The sequence below is a fragment of the Streptomyces sp. NPDC055103 genome, assembly GCF_053607625.1.
In genome coordinates, this window is sequence record NZ_JBSGTX010000044.1 from 19543 (window position 1) to 34915 (window position 15373).

The 15373-nt window shown below is 70.3% G+C and carries 13 protein-coding genes and 1 pseudogene; 2 read left to right on the forward strand and 12 right to left on the reverse strand.

Annotated features, from left to right (window positions below):
* Window positions 1–57: 57 nt before the first annotated feature.
* From pstB to mshD, 12 genes are all read right to left on the reverse strand, one after another.
* Window positions 58–834: a phosphate ABC transporter ATP-binding protein PstB gene (gene pstB / locus ACWFR1_RS25605; RefSeq protein ID WP_453554930.1), complete on the reverse strand. Its 777-nt coding sequence runs from the start codon at window positions 832–834 to the stop codon at window positions 58–60.
* Between the two features lie 24 nt (window positions 835–858).
* A complete protein-coding gene (pstA, locus tag ACWFR1_RS25610; protein WP_453554932.1) occupies window positions 859–1935 on the reverse strand; it encodes a phosphate ABC transporter permease PstA in 1077 nt (358 codons plus the stop codon).
* A complete protein-coding gene (gene pstC, locus ACWFR1_RS25615) occupies window positions 1932–2906 on the reverse strand; it encodes a phosphate ABC transporter permease subunit PstC (protein WP_453554934.1) in 975 nt (324 codons plus the stop codon). Before pstC ends, pstA begins: the two co-directional genes overlap by 4 nt.
* A 107-nt stretch (window positions 2907–3013) precedes the next feature.
* Window positions 3014–4162 (reverse strand): phosphate ABC transporter substrate-binding protein PstS, encoded by a 1149-nt coding sequence (gene pstS / locus ACWFR1_RS25620; protein ID WP_453554936.1) that lies wholly within the window; start codon window positions 4160–4162, stop codon window positions 3014–3016.
* Window positions 4163–4524: 362 nt separating this feature from the next.
* Entirely contained in the window at window positions 4525–4935 is a 411-nt protein-coding gene (locus tag ACWFR1_RS25625) for a sigma factor (protein WP_453554938.1), read from the reverse strand.
* Window positions 4936–4947: 12 nt separating this feature from the next.
* The gene (locus ACWFR1_RS25630) at window positions 4948–5385 is read right to left on the reverse strand and encodes an NUDIX hydrolase (RefSeq protein ID WP_453554940.1); all 438 of its coding nucleotides are present in this window, start codon (window positions 5383–5385) and stop codon (window positions 4948–4950) included.
* On the reverse strand, window positions 5382–6386 hold the full coding sequence (locus tag ACWFR1_RS25635) for a CHAD domain-containing protein (protein WP_453554942.1): 1005 nt from the start codon (window positions 6384–6386) through the stop codon (window positions 5382–5384). The genes ACWFR1_RS25630 and ACWFR1_RS25635 overlap by 4 nt, the downstream gene beginning before the upstream one ends.
* Window positions 6373–8844 carry an RNA degradosome polyphosphate kinase gene (locus ACWFR1_RS25640; protein WP_453554944.1) on the reverse strand — a complete coding sequence of 824 codons (2472 nt, stop codon included), beginning with the start codon at window positions 8842–8844 and terminating at the stop codon, window positions 6373–6375. The genes ACWFR1_RS25635 and ACWFR1_RS25640 overlap by 14 nt, the downstream gene beginning before the upstream one ends.
* Window positions 8845–8969: 125 nt before the next feature.
* Window positions 8970–9938, reverse strand: coding sequence for a hypothetical protein (locus tag ACWFR1_RS25645; RefSeq protein WP_453554946.1), 969 nt, complete (start codon window positions 9936–9938; stop codon window positions 8970–8972).
* On the reverse strand, window positions 9935–10783 hold the full coding sequence (locus ACWFR1_RS25650; RefSeq protein ID WP_453554948.1) for an ATP-binding cassette domain-containing protein: 849 nt from the start codon (window positions 10781–10783) through the stop codon (window positions 9935–9937). The genes ACWFR1_RS25645 and ACWFR1_RS25650 overlap by 4 nt, the downstream gene beginning before the upstream one ends.
* Window positions 10780–11163, reverse strand: a complete 384-nt coding sequence (locus tag ACWFR1_RS25655) for a GntR family transcriptional regulator (protein WP_453555016.1) — start codon at window positions 11161–11163, stop codon at window positions 10780–10782. The genes ACWFR1_RS25650 and ACWFR1_RS25655 overlap by 4 nt, the downstream gene beginning before the upstream one ends.
* Before the next feature lie 100 nt (window positions 11164–11263).
* Window positions 11264–12190, reverse strand: coding sequence for a mycothiol synthase (gene mshD / locus ACWFR1_RS25660; RefSeq protein WP_453554950.1), 927 nt, complete (start codon window positions 12188–12190; stop codon window positions 11264–11266).
* Window positions 12191–12354: 164 nt separating this feature from the next.
* Between mshD and ACWFR1_RS25665 the strand changes: the two genes are divergently transcribed.
* Together ACWFR1_RS25665 and ACWFR1_RS25670 are read left to right on the forward strand one after the other, a co-directional pair.
* Window positions 12355–14181 carry a bifunctional metallophosphatase/5'-nucleotidase gene (locus ACWFR1_RS25665; protein ID WP_453554952.1) on the forward strand — a complete coding sequence of 609 codons (1827 nt, stop codon included), beginning with the start codon at window positions 12355–12357 and terminating at the stop codon, window positions 14179–14181.
* A gap of 227 nt (window positions 14182–14408) precedes the next feature.
* Window positions 14409–15287: pseudogene (locus ACWFR1_RS25670) on the forward strand (hypothetical protein); the annotation flags it as partial.
* Window positions 15288–15373: the final 86 nt, after the last annotated feature.

Consider the following 15373-nt stretch of genomic DNA (forward strand, 5'->3'; position numbering starts at 1 on the left):
GGAGCCGGGCCCTTCGTCTTACGGTGGCACCGCCATGCAGCACCGCAGGACGAGTCTTTATCCGAAGCGGCCGGAGATGTAGTCCTCGGTCGCCTGGACGCTCGGGTTGGAGAAGATCCGCTCGGTGTCGTCCAGCTCGATCAGCTTGCCGGGCTGGCCGACGGCCGAGAGGTTGAAGAAGGCCGTGCGGTCGGAGACACGGGCGGCCTGCTGCATGTTGTGCGTCACGATGACGATCGTGAAGCGCTCCTTCAGCTCGCCGATCAGGTCCTCGATGGCGAGGGTGGAGATCGGGTCGAGGGCCGAGCAGGGCTCGTCCATGAGGAGGACGTCCGGCTCGACGGCGATGGCCCGCGCGATGCACAGGCGCTGCTGCTGGCCGCCGGAGAGGCCGGAGCCCGGCTTGTTCAGGCGGTCCTTGACCTCGTTCCAGAGGTTCGCGCCCTTGAGGGACTTCTCGACGATCTCGTTGAGCTCGGCCTTCTTGTACCTGCCGTTGAGGCGCAGGCCCGCCGCCACGTTGTCGAAGATCGACATGGTGGGGAAGGGGTTGGGGCGCTGGAAGACCATGCCGACCGTGCGGCGCACGGCGACCGGGTCGACGTGCGAGCCGTACAGGTTCTCGTCGTCCAGCATCACCTTGCCCTCGACGCGGCCACCGGGGGTGACCTCGTGCATGCGGTTCAGAGTGCGCAGGAAGGTGGACTTGCCGCAGCCGGAGGGGCCGATGAAGGCGGTCACGGAGCGGGGCTCGACGGTCATGGAGATGTCGTCGATCGCCTTGTGGGCGCCGTAGTACGCGGAGAGGCCGCTGACGTCGATGCGCTTGGCCATGTGAATCACTTCCAATGAGCCGCGTCAGCGGCCGGTCTTGGGGGCCTTCCAGCGGGCGATGCCGCGGGCCACCATGTTGAGGATCATGACGAAGGCGATCAGGACGAGCGCGGCGCCCCAGGCACGGGCCATCGCGGCGTCGGTGCCGACCGCGAACTGCTCGTACACGTACAGCGGCAGCGAGGACTGAGCGCCTTCGAAGGGGTTCGGGTTGATGAGCTTCGTACCGAACACGAGGAGCAGGACCGGGGCCGTCTCACCGGTGATGCGGGCGACCGCGAGCATGACGCCCGTGGTGATGCCGCCGATCGCGGTGGGCAGGACCACCTTCAGGATCGTGCGCCACTTCGGGATGCCCAGGGCGAGGGAGGCCTCGCGGAGCTCGTTGGGGACGAGCTTGAGCATCTCCTCGGTGGAGCGGACCACGACCGGCATCATCAGGATGGCGAGGGCCATCGCGCCGGCGAATCCGGAGGGCCCGAAGCCGAGCATCAGGGTCCACGTGGACAGGATGAAGAGGCCCGCGACGATCGACGGGATGCCCGTCATGACGTCGACGAAGAAGGTGACGGCCTTGGCGAGCTTCCCGCCGCCGTACTCCACCAGGTAGACCGCGGTCAGCAGGCCGATCGGCGCGGCGATCAGGGTCGCGATGAGGACCTGTTCGATGGTGCCGAGCAGCGCGTGGTAGACGCCGCCGCCGGCTTCGGCGTCGAGGACGCCGCTCATCGAGTGGGTGAGGAAGTACGGGTCCAGGACCTCGATGCCCTTGCTGATCGTGACCCAGGCCAGCGAGAACAGCGGGATCACGGCCAGGATGAAGCAGACCCAGACGAGGCTGGTCGCGACGCGGTCCTTGGCCTGGCGGCTGCCTTCCACCTTCGAGGTGATCAGGTAGGTGGCCAGGACGAAGAAGAGCGAGGCGAGCAGGCCCCACTGGATGCGGCTGTGCCAGCCGGCGGCGAGTCCGAGGCCGCAGCCGGCGGCGATCGAGCCGACGGTGATGGCGAACGGGGTCCAGCGGGGGAGCCGGGAGTGCTTGAGCGGATCGTGCGTGACCCGGGTCTCCACGGGCGGACGGTCCTGTACGGCGTGGCTCATGCGTTGGCCCCCGAGTACTCCTTGCGGCGGCCGATGATCCAGCGGGCGGCGCCGTTGACCAGCAGGGTGATGACGAAGAGGACGAGACCGGAGGCGATCAGCGCGTCCCGGCCGTACTCGTTGGCCTCGTTGAACTTCGCGGCGATGTTCTGGGCGAAGGTGCCGCCGCCCGGGTCCAGGAGGTGGCCCGAGATGAGGAAGCTGGGGGAGAGCACCACGGCGACGGCCATGGTCTCGCCGAGCGCGCGGCCCAGGCCCAGCATCGAGGCGGAGATGATGCCCGAGCGGCCGAAGGGGAGGACCGACATGCGGATGACCTCCCAGCGCGTGGCGCCGAGAGCGAGGGCTGCCTCTTCGTGCATCTTCGGGACCTGGAGGAAGACCTCACGGGTCACGTTGGTGATGATCGGCAGGATCATGATCGCCAGCAGGATGCCGACGGTGAAGAGCGAGCGGGCGGGGCCCTCGTTGGCCTTGTCGAAGATGTACGTCCAGCCCATGTACTCGTCGAGCCAGAGGTTCAGGCCGTCCAGGTACGGCACGAGGAAGATCGCGCCCCAGAGGCCGTAGATGATGCTGGGCACGGCGGCGAGCAGGTCGACCACGTACGCGAGCGGCTTGGCCAGCTTGCGCGGCGCGTAGTGCGAGATGAACAGCGCGATGCCGATCGCGACGGGCACGGCGATGACCATCGCGATGATCGACGAGACGACCGTGCCGAAGGCGAGGACGGCGATGCCGAAGGCCGGCGGGTCGCCGGCGGGGTTCCACTCGAAGGTGGTGAAGAAGTTGGTGCTGTCCTTCGAGATCGCGAGGACGGCGCGGTAGGTGAGGAAGCCGGCGATCGCGGCCATGATCACGAGGAGGGTGATGCCGGAGCCTCGGGACAGACCGCTGAAGATGCGGTCACCGAGGCGGGAGGCGCTCTTGGCGCTCCGGTTCCTCTGTATGTCTGGTGTGGTGGTAGCCATCTGCTTCTCCGGTCTGCGGTGCCCGTACGGATGTGCGGGCTCCTGGCGGCGGTGCACCGGATGCCGGGCCCGGCCCCTTCAGGTGAGGGGCCGGACCCGGCCGGGGGTCAGGACAGGGTGGGGACGATCGCGCGGACCTTGGCCGCGATCTCGGCCGGGAGCGGGGCGTAATCGGCGTCGGCGAGGACCTTCTGGCCCTCCTCGCTCACGGCGTAGTTGAGGAACGCCTTCAGGGTCGGCAGGGTCTCCGCCTTGTTGCCCTTGTCGCAGGCGATCTCGTACGTGACGAGGACGATCGGGTAGGCACCCTCGGCCTTCGTCGCGTAGTCGAGGGAGAGGGCCATGTCGCTGCCCGTGCCCTTGACCTTGGCGGCGCCGATGGCCTTGGAGGCGTTGTCCGTGGTGGCGGCGACCGGGGCGGCGGCACCGGTGGCGATGCTGACCGTGGAGATCTTGTTCGCGGTGGCGTACGAGAGCTCGAAGTAGCCGATGGAGCCCTCGGCGTCCTTGACGGCGGTGGCGACACCGGAGGAGCCGTTGGCGGCCTGGCCGCCCTGGGCGGGCCACGACTTCGACTTCGGGTCGTGCTTCCAGTCCGCCGCGGCGGCGGTGGAGAGGTACTTGCCCAGGTTCTGGGTGGTGCCCGACTCGTCCGAGCGGTGGAAGGCCTGGATGGTGGAGTCGGGGAGCTTGGCGCCCGGGTTCAGCTTGGCGATCGCCGGGTCGTTCCACTTGGTGATCTTGTTGTCGAAGATCTTGGCGAGGGTGGAGGCGTCCAGGACGAGGTTGTCCACGCCCTCCAGCTTGTAGCCGATGGCGACGGGCCCGCCGACCATCGGGAGGTTGACGCCCTTGCCGCCCTTGCAGATCTTCTGCGACTCGGCGACCTCTTCGTCCTTCAGGGCGGAGTCGGAGCCCGCGAAGGCGACCTGGCCCTGGTTGAACTTGGTGATACCGCCACCGGAACCGATGGACTGGTAGTTGATCTCGACGCCGGAGCAGGCGGCCTGGAAGTTCTTGACCCAGAGGTCCATCGCGTTCTTCTGCGCGCTGGAGCCGGCGGCGAGCAGCTGGCCCTTGGCGCCGGCGCAGTCGATGGCCGGCGTGCCGGCGGCGGACGTCGTGGTGGCGCCGCCCTCCTTCGCCGGGGTCTTCGTGTTGTCGTCCGAGCCACACGCCGAGAGGACCAGGGCGCCGGAGACGACGAGGGCACCGATCGCGGAGGCGCGAAGCCCGTTCTTGCGCGAAAGCTTCACTTTCGGGTGTTCCTTCCAGAAGCCGCCTTGCCGCGGACCCAATGTCCTGATCGTTCTACGGCGGCGTGTGTCGGGTGGTGGTGCACCTTTGCGCGTCGTGCACCGTGTGAGTCCGAAATTAGGCAGAACAGGTGAAGCCGTCGACGGAAGATGGTGAACGGAAAGTGAACCGTGCCGGAAGGACGGGTGTGGTCGGTGGCTCGGCGGACAGCGGCCGGCCTTCGGGCTCGGGGCCGGTCCCCTCGGACAGCCGGTGGGTGCGGCGGCCGGAGGTGGTCTCCGTACCAACGACTGTGTTTACCGGCTCGTCCGCGACTTCGTTGCCTTCCAAGTCGCGTTGGTCGCGGTTGGTGGCGGTGTCTTCATCGAAGGCGAGACCTCCGTGGACCTTGTGAACAACGAGGGGGACGCGCTCTCGGAACTCGCCGCATCGTTTCCCGGAGAGATCGAAGTCGAGAAGCAGAGCAGGCGTGCCACGCGGAATGCGGCAGACCGCGCAGAGGAAGGCAGGGTCTACGGCGGCCCCCGCCGCTTCGGCTGGATGGGGGCGTCCAGGGATCCTTACCGGCTGGGTAACAAGCACCGGGACGAGGAGGAATGGCCGCAGTTGGTGACCTCGGCGAGTGCTTCGCGGACCTCGGGGGGCGCTGGACCGGCTGGTGGGACTGCGGCGCCCGGGCGAGCATCTCCTGGGCCAGGTCCTCGGCATCCCGCACGCTGCCGGTCAAGCGACGGCAGTACCGGTACAACTCGCCCCGCAGCGGCTCCAGCACTTCCGGATACGGTTACGGGCCCTCCCCGCCCCGTGCGGGATGCATCTTCACGAGGTCAGCGACCAGGACCTTGTCTTCTTGCTGTGTGAGTCGCTTCTGTGCGGCTGAGGGGGAGAGCCAGATCAGCCGGTCCACTTCCCGGTTCGGTTCGAACGAGCCGCTCGTGGCCCTGGCTGCCCAGTAGCGAACCTCTTTCGCTCGGCCCTGGACCTGGTATCGGATCGTGGGGAGCTCAGAGCCCAACTCGCACGTCATGCCGGTTTCCTCCCGCACCTCGCGGACGGCCGCCTCCCGAGCGCCCTCCCCATGCTTCAGCTTGCCCTTGGGGTGCGACCAATCCGCCCACTTCGGCCTGTGGATCAAGGCCAGCTCGATCCCGTGGCCGGAGACCGCCGGGCGCCACAGGACGCACCCGGCGGCCAGGATCGGGGCGCCGTCCCGGGTGGTCACGGGACCGGGGCCGTCGCTCTGCGCCAGGCGTGCTGGAAGGCGAAGCGGGCCGCTTCGACGTCGTGGCGCTGGTCGGCGTGGAGGACCCCGAGGGCGTACGCCGTCGCCGGGGCGATCCGGGGGGTACGGGCCGCGGCGGCGGCGGCCGTCGCGGCTTCGGCGGCGTCGCGGTGGCGGTCCAGGGCGCGGGCCGACTCGTACAGGACGGGGTCGGGCTCGCCGCCGGTGTGCAGGACCTCGGAGGCGTACCGGTGCAGGCGCAGCAGGTGCCGGGTCCGGTGCCAGGGCGCGTCCTGGGTCTCCCCGGCGGCGAGGGCGAGGGCGTCGGCGTTGTACGGGTGGGCCGCCCGGGTCAGCGGGAGAGCGGCCACCGATTCGAGGAGGCGCCGCTCGGCGACGGCGGCGGGCGCGTCCACGACCTCCATGGCGGGCGCTCCGCCCGCGGGGCCGAGGGGCACCTCGGAGGCGAGGAGGGCGACGGCGTCGGCGACCGCGTGGAAGCGGGCGGAGCCGAGGGCCTGGAGGGCCGCGGAGTGGGCGCGGGTCCTGGCGAGGGTCAGCTGGCGTTCGAGGAGGGCGCCGGCCCGGGCGGCGCCGACGGTGAGTCCGGTCGATGCCGCCGCCGGCCCCGCGGTCTCGCCGCCGCGGGCCGCCGGTACGGGGCCGCCGCTGCTCGACAGGCGGGACAGCGCGTCCACCAGCCGGACGAGCCGGGAGGTGCAGGCGTGCTCGAGGGCCAGGGTCCCGGAGAGCCAGGCCAGCTCGGTCCGCAGCTGGTCGGCCCAGGCGGTGTCGAGCAGCGGCCGGAAGGTGTGGAGGGTGCCGCCGATCCGGCGGGCGGCGGCCCGTAGCGTACGGGCGCCCTCGTCCGTACCGGCCGCGTCCGAGCCGCTCTCGCCGTGGATCCGCAGGCCGCGGAGGAAGTCCGCGGCCCGGGCGTGGAGATAGGGGGCCACGACCTCCCCCGCCGTGACGTCCCGCAGGGGGTCAAGGTTGTGCACGCCGGCGCCTCCGCGCGTCGATGAGCATCTCCTGGACGTGCCGCAGCGGCCGGCCCTCGGGGTCGGTCGCGTGCCGCGTCCAGTTCCCGTCGGGGCCGAGGTGCCAGGAGGAGGTGGTGTCGGACATCCCGGTCTCCAGGAGCCGGGTCAGCGCAGCCCGGTGGGCCGGGTCCGAGACCCGCACGAGGGCCTCGATCCGGCGGTCCAGGTTGCGGTGCATCATGTCGGCGCTGCCGAACCAGACCTCGGGTTCGCCGCCGTTGCCGAAGGCGAAGACCCGGGAGTGCTCGAGGAAGCGGCCGAGGATCGAGCGGACCCGGATGTTCTCCGAGAGGCCGGTGACGCCGGGGCGTACGGCGCAGATGCCGCGGACCCAGATGTCGACCGGCACTCCGGCCCGGGAGGCCTGGTAGCAGGCGTCGATGATGGCCTCGTCGACCATCGAGTTGACCTTGATCCGTACGTATGCGGGCCGGCCGGCGCGGTGGTGGGCGATCTCCTTGATGATCCTGGAGACCAGACCGTCCCGCAGCGACTTCGGCGCCGTGAGCAGACGGCGGTACGTCTCGCGGCGCGAGTAGCCGGAGAGCCGGTTGAACAGGTCGGACAGGTCGGCGCCCACCTGCGGGTCGGCGGTGAGGAGGCCGAGGTCCTCGTAGAGCCGGGCCGTCTTGGGGTGGTAGTTGCCGGTGCCGACGTGCGAGTACCGGCGAAGGAGCTCGCCCTCCTGGCGGACGACCAGCGACAGCTTGCAGTGCGTCTTCAGGCCGACGAGGCCGTAGACGACGTGGCAGCCGGCCTCCTCCAGCTTCCGCGCCCACTTGATGTTGGCCTGCTCGTCGAAGCGGGCCTTGATCTCGACGAGGACGAGGACCTGCTTGCCGGACTCGGCGGCGTCGATGAGGGCGTCGACTATCGGGGAGTCGCCGGACGTGCGGTACAGCGTCTGCTTGATCGCGAGGACGTCCGGGTCGGCGGCCGCCTGCTCAAGGAAGGCCTGGACGGAGGTGGAGAACGAGTCGTACGGGTGGTGCAGCAGCACGTCCCGCTCGCGCAGCGCCGCGAAGATGTCCGGCGCGGACGCCGACTCGACCTCGGCGAGGTCCCGGTGGGTGCCCGCGACGAACTTCGGGAACTTCAGCTCCGGCCGGTCCTGCCCGGCGATCCCGAAGAGACCGGTCAGGTCGAGCGGGCCGGGCAGCGGGTACACCTCGGCGTCGGAGACCTTCAGCTCGCGGACGAGGAGATCGAGGACGTACGGGTCGATGGACTCCTCGACCTCCAGGCGGACCGGCGGGCCGAAGCGGCGCCGCATGAGCTCCTTCTCCAGGGCCTGGAGGAGGTTCTCGGCGTCGTCCTCCTCGACCTCCAGGTCCTCGTTCCGCGTGACCCGGAACATGTGGTGCGCGAGCACCTCCATGCCGGGGAACAGCTCCTCCAGGTGCGCGGCGATGACGTCCTCCAGGGGGACGTACCGCTGCGGGGAGGCTTCGAGGAAGCGGTTGAGCAGCGGGGGGACCTTCACGCGCGCGAAGTGGCGGTGGCCGCTGACCGGGTTGCGGACGACGACGGCGAGGTTGAGGCTCAGGCCGGAGATGTACGGGAAGGGGTGCGCCGGGTCCACGGCGAGCGGGGTGAGGACCGGGAAGATCTGCTGCCGGAAGAGGGTGAAGAGCCGCGCCTGCTCCTTCTCCGTGAGCTCGGGCCAGCGGATCAGGTGGATGCCCTCGTCTGCCAGGGCGGGGGCCACGTCCTGCTGGTAGCAGGCGGCGTGCCGGGCCATGAGCTCGCGGGAGCGGGTCCAGATGAGTTCGAGGACCTCGCGGGGCTGGAGGCCGGAGGCGGAGCGGGTGGCGACGCCGGTGGCGATGCGGCGCTTGAGGCCGGCGACCCGGACCATGAAGAACTCGTCGAGGTTCGAGGCGAAGATCGCGAGGAAGTTCGCTCGTTCGAGGAGGGGGGTCGTCGGGTCCTCGGCCAGTTCGAGGACGCGCTCGTTGAACGCGAGCCAGCTGCGTTCCCGGTCGAGGAAGCGGCCCTGCGGCAGCTCGTCGCCGAGCGTCGTGTCGGCGACGTACGTGGCGGGGCCGGCGTCCATGCCGGCGACGGGGGCGGCGGCTCCGCCGGTCGCGCCGGTGACGCGCGGGCGGTGCGCGGCTATGGGCCCGAGGGACGAGGACGGGTCGGGCGTCTTCGCGGACGCCTTCGCGGACGTCTTCCCGGACGTCTTCGCGCTCGTCTTCTCGGATGTCTTCGCGGACCTGTTCGCGGACGTCTGGGCCGACGTCTGGGCGGACGGTGTGGCGGAGGACTGGACCGGGACCTCGGCGGGCTGCTGGCTCATGGCCCCATTCTTCCGCGCGAAGGGGTCGTCGGGCGCGTCGGAGCGGGCCGTGGGGGAGGGAAGTCTCCCCTTGGGGAGGGCCGCCCTGCCGGGCGGGGTCACGGAGCGCTTCATTGCGTGAGCGTCGCAAGCGCGTCTGAATGGCCGGTAACGACGACATGTCGTCCGGGAATCGGGGGCGGGGCCCTTGTCAGGACCCCGGCCCCGGTTCCTCCTTACGAGTGCCGGGCGTCGGGCTTCTACGGGTGCCGGGCGCGCAGGACGCGGAAGGCGGCGTACAGCGCGAGGGCGGCGACGGCGAGGCAGATACCGGTCTCGACGAGCTGGATCGGCCAGTAGTGGGACGCGGGGTGGGTGTCGATGAACTCGACGACCCCGCCGCGGTCGGCCATGCACCGTGCGGCGTTGTTCGGCTGGGTGGCGAAGCAGTCGTCCCAGGAGAGGCGCTCGCCGGACGCGGTGAGCATGCCCCTGTCCAGCTGCCAGACCTCGCCCTTGGGCGACAGGCCGTGGCCCGTCAGGGTCTGGACGGTCCAGAACCGCTCGCGCAGCCCGGCGAGGACGGCCACAGCCACTCCGGTGATCAGCGCGGCGGCGGCCATCGCGACGACGGTCCGCCGGACGAGAAGGCCGACGACCGTACCCAGCGCCAGCCCCAGGAGGGCGTGCGCCACCGGCACGATGCCGTACGAGACGAACATCATCGGCTCGTACCAGTAGGTGGGGAAGTCGTTGGCGGGGCCGGACGACCAGGACCAGTAGAAGGCCAGGCTCAGCAGGGTGACACCCACGAGGACGAGCGCGGCGGGCACCGCCACCTTGGCCGCGAGCCAGCGCGCCGGGCTGACGGACTGCGTCCAGGCGAGCTTGTACGTTCCCGTCTCCAGCTCGCGGGCGAGCATCGGACCCGCGACGAACGCGCCGAGCAGGCCGGGCAGGACGAGCATGCCCAGGGAGGCGTACCTGATGAGATCGCGGGCGATCCACTGGCCGTCGACGTAGTCGCGGGCGGACTGGAAGCAGGACCGGTCCTCGCTGCCGACGGTGCAGCCCGCCGCGCGCAGTGTCTCCACCGCGCTGTCGGACCACAGCCGCGAGGTGACCAGGAGCGCGATGCCGGCGGCTACGAGGACGAGCGACCACCACAGGGCCCGGCGATGCTGGCGGACCGTCACCCAGTACGGGCCCTGGAGGGTGGGGGCGGTCATGCGGACGCTCCTTCCGGGGTGCGCGAGGCGCGGAGGTGGGCGAGGAGCAGCTCCTCGAGGGAGGGCTGGGCGGACTGCCACGGGCCCTCGATCGGGCCCTCTCTGCGGACCAGCGCGGTCAGCTGACGGCCTGTCGTGCGGGAGTCGACGACGGTGTGCGGGGTCAGGTCGGCCACCGGCCCGGTCAGCAGGGTGTGCGCGGCGATCAGGTCGTCGATCGGGCCGTCGAGGCGGATGCGGCCGTTCTGGACGAGGAGCAGGTGGTCGCAGGCGCCCTCCAGCTCGGTGAGGATGTGCGAGGACATGACGACGGTCGTGCCGTGGTCGGCGGCGTCGGCCATGAGGGCACCCATGAGTTCGTGCCGGGCGAGCGGGTCGAGGTCCGCCATCGGCTCGTCGAGGAGCAGGACCTCGGGCCGCTTCCCGAGGGCGAGCGCCATCGCGAGGCGGGTGCGCTGGCCGCCCGAGAGGGAGCTGACCCGGGCGTTTTGGTCCAGCGATCCGGCCTCGACGACGCGGTCGGCGACGGCGGGGTCCCAGCGGTCCGGGTTGAGCTCGCGGCCCAGTCGCAGCGTCTCGGCGACGGTGAGCTGCCCGTACAGCGGCTTGTCCTGGGCGACGTACGCGAGGCGGTCGCGCGGGGGCGTCACGATCCGGCCCTCGGTGGGCCGCAACAGCCCTGCCGCCAGGGTGAGGAGCGTCGATTTGCCCGCGCCGTTGGGGCCGGCGACGGCGACGATCCGGCCGGCGGGCAGGGTGAAACCGCAGTCCTTGAGAGCCCAGACCTCGCTGCGCCTTCGGTAGCGCACGCCGAGCCCTTCGGCCTGGATGACCGGGTCGGTCATTCGTCCCCCTCGAAGTGTTCCTTCAGTACGGATGTGAAGAGCGCGGACACGTCCTCGCGGTCCAGTCCGGCGGCGCGGGCGCGGCGGGCCCAGTCCGTGAGTTCGCCGCGCAGGGGCGAGTCGGCGGGGCCGGTGCCGAGCGTGGTGCGGACGAAGGTGCCGAGGCCTCGGCGGGCTTCGACGAGGCCTTCGCGTTCGAGCTCGCGGTAGGCCTTGAGGACCGTGTTGGGGTTGATGGCCGTCGATTCGACGACCTCGCGTGCGGTGGGCAGTCGGTCGCCGGGCTCCAGGAGGCCCATCCGGAGGGCCTGTTTCGTCTGCTGGACGATCTGGAGGTAGGTGGCGACGCCACTGCGCCGGTCGATGCGGTACTCGACCACGATCCCTTCCACCACCCTTTCACTAATCAAGTAGTGAAAGGGTGGTGCAAAGAAGGGGGCGGTGTCAACCGCCCCCTGTCCTCACGCACCTGAGGGGGGCTCAGGACTCCGTGCGGTACATCAGGTCCACCTCGTGCGTCGTGAAGCCGAGCCGCTCGTACACCGTGACCGCCGCCGTGTTGTCCGCGTCCACGTACAGCATCGCCGTCGGCAGCCCCTGCGCCGCCAGGTGCCGCAGGCCGATCGCCGTGAGCGCCTTGCCGAGGCCGCCGCCCTGCGCCTCCGGCAGGATGCCGACCACGTACACCTCGCCGAGCTGCTCCTCGGCGTGCGTCTTCGTCCAGTGGTAGCCGATCAGCTTCCCGTCCTTCTCCGCCAGGAAGAAGCCCTTCGGGTCGAACCACGGCTCGGCCATCCGGTCGTCCAGGTCGCGCTGCGTGAGCGAGCCCTGTTCGGGATGGTGCGCGAACGCGGTCGCGTTGACGGCCAGCCAGGCCGTGTCGTCCTGGCCCGGGACGAACGTACGGACGGTGACGCCCTCGGGCAGCACCGGCTCCGCGATGTCCAGCGGCGCCAGGGAGCGCCGCAGCTGGCGCAGCTCGCGGAAGAGCGTCAGGCCGAGGACCTGCGCGAGGTGCCGGGCCGCCGACTTGCCGCCGTGCGCCCAGACGCGCAGCCGCTTGCCGGAGGCGGCGAGCAGGGCGATGCCGAGCGCCCGGCCGTGGCCGCGGCCGCGATGGGACGGGTGGACGACCAGCTCGGCGGCCGGTGCCTCGATCGGGTCGGTCTCCTCCAGCTGGGCGTAGCCGTAGAGGTGAGGGCCGACGGAGAGCAGGAAGTGACGCACGCCCTCGCGGCGGCCGTGCCGCAGGTAGAGCCGCCCCTGCTCGGACACGGCGTGCAGCCCGTCGGTCCGGTCGGCGGCCTCGAGGAGCTCCAGTACGTCCTGGACCTGCTCGGGGGAGAGCTCGTCATACGTGTGGATCTGCCGTCCCGGTTCGAGGGTCGGCGCCGCGTCGGAAGTCATGGGTACGAGCCTACGGGGACGCGCCGCCGCCCCGGGGAAAGGCGGCGGCAACTGTCTTGTAACCCGCTACCCCCTGTTGCGCTACGCGCGTTGACTCTAGGCTGCACCGGCAGACGGGGGAGTAGATCAAGGCCGCGAAACGGGGCAAGGGGCAAAGGGGAGAGATGGCAGCGATACCGGGGATGAAGCGGAAGAACAAGACCGGGCGGCGAATTCTGGCCGCCGGTGCGGGAATCGCGACCGTGGGGGCGCTCTTCGCCGCGATGCCGTCGTCGGCGGGGGCCGCCGGGGACGAGTTCGCCGCCGGGAGCGGTTACGGGAACGGCAAGGGCTGGGGCCGGATGGTCGACGTCCAGCTGCTGTCCTTCAACGACCTCCACGGCAACCTGGAGCCGCCGACCGGCTCCGCGGGCAAGCTCGGCTACCTCAAGCCGGACGGCACGGTCGGGGAGATCAAGGACGTCGGCGGCGCCGCGTACCTCGCCGCGCACCTGAACCAGGCCCGACAGGGCAAGCGGTTCTCCGTCACCGCCGCCGCGGGCGACATGATCGGCGCCTCGCCGCTGATCTCCGGTCTGTTCCACGACGAGCCGACCATCGAGGTGCTGAACAAGCTGAAGCTCGACGTGAGCTCGGTCGGCAACCACGAGTTCGACGAGGGCGCGCGCGAGCTGGCCCGCATGCAGAACGGCGGCTGCCACCCGGTCGACGGCTGCTCCGTGGAGGGCAAGACCTTCGAGGGGGCGGACTTCCCGTACCTCGCGGCCAACGTCACGGACGAGAAGACCGGCAAGCCGCTGCTCGACCCGTACTTCGTCTGGGAGCGCGACGGCGTCAAGATCGGCTTCATCGGCGTGACCCTGGAGGGCACGGCGGACATCGTGGCCGCCGACGGCATCAAGGGCCTGAAGTTCGGCGACGAGGTCGAGACGATCAACAAGTACGCCAAGGAGCTCGAGCGCAAGGGTGTGAAGTCCATCGTCGCCCTGCTCCACGAGGGCGGGAAGCCGGCCTCGGGCGCGTACGACTACGACTGTGACAGCCCGGGCGCCGGCAGCGGCGTCTCCGGCCCGATCGTCGACATCGCCAAGAACCTCAGCCCGCAGATCGACGCCCTGGTCACCGGCCACACCCACCAGGCGTACGCGTGCACCATCCCGGACCCGGCGGGCAACCCGCGCACGGTGACCTCGGCGGCCTCCTTCGGCCGGCTCTACACCGACACGACGCTCACCTACGACCGCCGCACGAAGGACATCGTCCGCACGGCCGTCGCCTCCGCGAACCACGTCGTCACCCGCACCGTGCAGCCGGACGGTGCCGTCAACTCGCTGATCCAGCGTTGGAAGGCCCTGTCGGCGCCGGTCGCCAGCCGCCCCGTCGGCTATATCTCCGCCGACATCGAGAACTCCGACAAGGCGTACGAGAGGCCGCTGGGCAACCTCATCGCGGACGCGCAGCTGGAGGGTCTCGCCCCGGCCGACAAGGGCGGCGCGCAGCTCGCCCTGATGAACCCGGGCGGTGTCCGCATGCCGCTGGTCCGCCGGGAGTCGGGCGTCGTGACCTACGAGGACGCCTTCAGCGTCCAGCCGTTCGCCAACATGATGACGGCGGTCGACCTGACCGGAGCCCAGCTGGTCACCGCGCTCCAGCAGCAGGTCAGCGGTGCCAACCTGGGCGCCCCGAAGATCCTCCAGGTGTCGAAGAACCTCAGGTACACCCTGGACCTGACGAAGACCGGGGCCGACCGGATCGTGGTCGACTCGATCCGCCTGAACGGTGAGGCGATCGACCCGGCGAAGACCTACCGGGTCGCGATGAACGAGTTCCTGGCCGGTGGCAACGACGGCTTCCCGGTCCTGAAGGAGCACAAGAACAAGCTGGTCGGCGCCGTCGACCTGGATGTGTTCACCGCTTACCTGACGGCCCACTCCTCGGCCACCGCGCCGCTGGCTCCGCCGGCGACGGACCGCATCACGGTCATCAAGTAGTAGGGCATCGAGACCTGGGGGCGGACCGTTTCGACGGTTCGCCCCCTTCCGATGAAGCCAGGACATCCAGGACGACTACGTGACTCCTCCACCGCCTCATGGCGGCGGCTTCTCGCTAGGCGGATTGAGCTTCGCGACGGACCAGCCCGGCCCGTAGGACGTTTACTGCCCCCACCGTGTCCGCGTGCCCGCGATGACCGCAGACGACACAGTGGAACTGTTCTCGTGTGGGCCGGTTCTCGGACCATATTGCGACGATTCTGGACGACCTTGGGGGCGGCCACGCCCGGCCCATGGCAGCGGCCTTCCTCGCGAACACCGTGCTGTCGTGGCTGGAGGCGGACGCGACTTCGAAGGTTCAGCAGGAGATGCGGGCGGCGGCTTCGGACTTCGTCTACCTGACGGGGTGGATGGCCATGTACGAGCGCGCCCACGGTCTGGGCCAGCGGTACTTCGTTCAGGCCCTGGATCTCGCCCGGGATGCGCAGGACCACCTCACCTACTGCCGGACGCTGCGAGGCATGGCGCTCCAGGCGTCGAATCTTGGATACGGGCCGAAGGCCCTGGAGTACGCGGATTCCGCTGCCGAGGCGGCGCCGTCGGCAGGGCCGCGGCTCGTGGCTTTCCTGCGCGGCCAGCAGGCGCACGGTGCGGCGATGGTGAAGGACCGCAGGCAGGCGTTCACGCGGCTTCGGGAGACGGAGGAGGCGCTGACGCGGGCGGACGGTCGGAATGACGCGGTCGGTGGGTACGACCAGGCCGCGTACCACTTCCATGTCTCCCACGTGCTGTACGAACTCGGAGATCTGCCCGGCTCCATCAAAGCGATGCAGCGGTCCAATCGAGCGCGCCCCTCGAATGAGCGGCAGGGACGTGTGCACGCGCACGGCGTGATGGCCGCCCGGCAGTGGGAACTCGGACATGTCGAGGCGGCGTGCGAGACCTGGGAGCGGTTCCTGGACGACTACACCGCGCTGTCGACCGCGCGCGGCGACGAGCACTTCGGGGTTCTCCGGAAGCACGTCGCTTCGCAGTCCAAGAGCCGGGTTGTGCGTGCTCTCGGTGAACGTGCGGGTGTCGTGGCCGAACAGAAGACCGCTGCCTGAACCGGCAGGCAGCTCGCGGGGAGTGCGGTGGCCTGCTTGAGAGGCAGGGCCGGGCCTGCGGCTTGTCCCCGAGCGTTGCTTCTGTA

Bases quoted from the DNA above. Each gene is read 5' to 3' on its own strand.
- pstB (WP_453554930.1), bottom strand. From the start codon at position 834: ATGGCCAAGCGCATCGACGTCAGCGGCCTCTCCGCGTACTACGGCGCC.
- pstA (WP_453554932.1), bottom strand. From the start codon at position 1,935: ATGAGCCACGCCGTACAGGACCGTCCGCCCGTGGAGACCCGGGTCACG.
- pstC (WP_453554934.1), bottom strand. From the start codon at position 2,906: ATGGCTACCACCACACCAGACATACAGAGGAACCGGAGCGCCAAGAGC.
- ACWFR1_RS25640 (WP_453554944.1), bottom strand. From the start codon at position 8,844: ATGAAGCGCTCCGTGACCCCGCCCGGCAGGGCGGCCCTCCCCAAGGGG.
- ACWFR1_RS25645 (WP_453554946.1), bottom strand. From the start codon at position 9,938: ATGACCGCCCCCACCCTCCAGGGCCCGTACTGGGTGACGGTCCGCCAG.
- ACWFR1_RS25650 (WP_453554948.1), bottom strand. From the start codon at position 10,783: ATGACCGACCCGGTCATCCAGGCCGAAGGGCTCGGCGTGCGCTACCGA.
- mshD (WP_453554950.1), bottom strand. From the start codon at position 12,190: ATGACTTCCGACGCGGCGCCGACCCTCGAACCGGGACGGCAGATCCAC.
- ACWFR1_RS25665 (WP_453554952.1), top strand. From the start codon at position 12,355: ATGGCAGCGATACCGGGGATGAAGCGGAAGAACAAGACCGGGCGGCGA.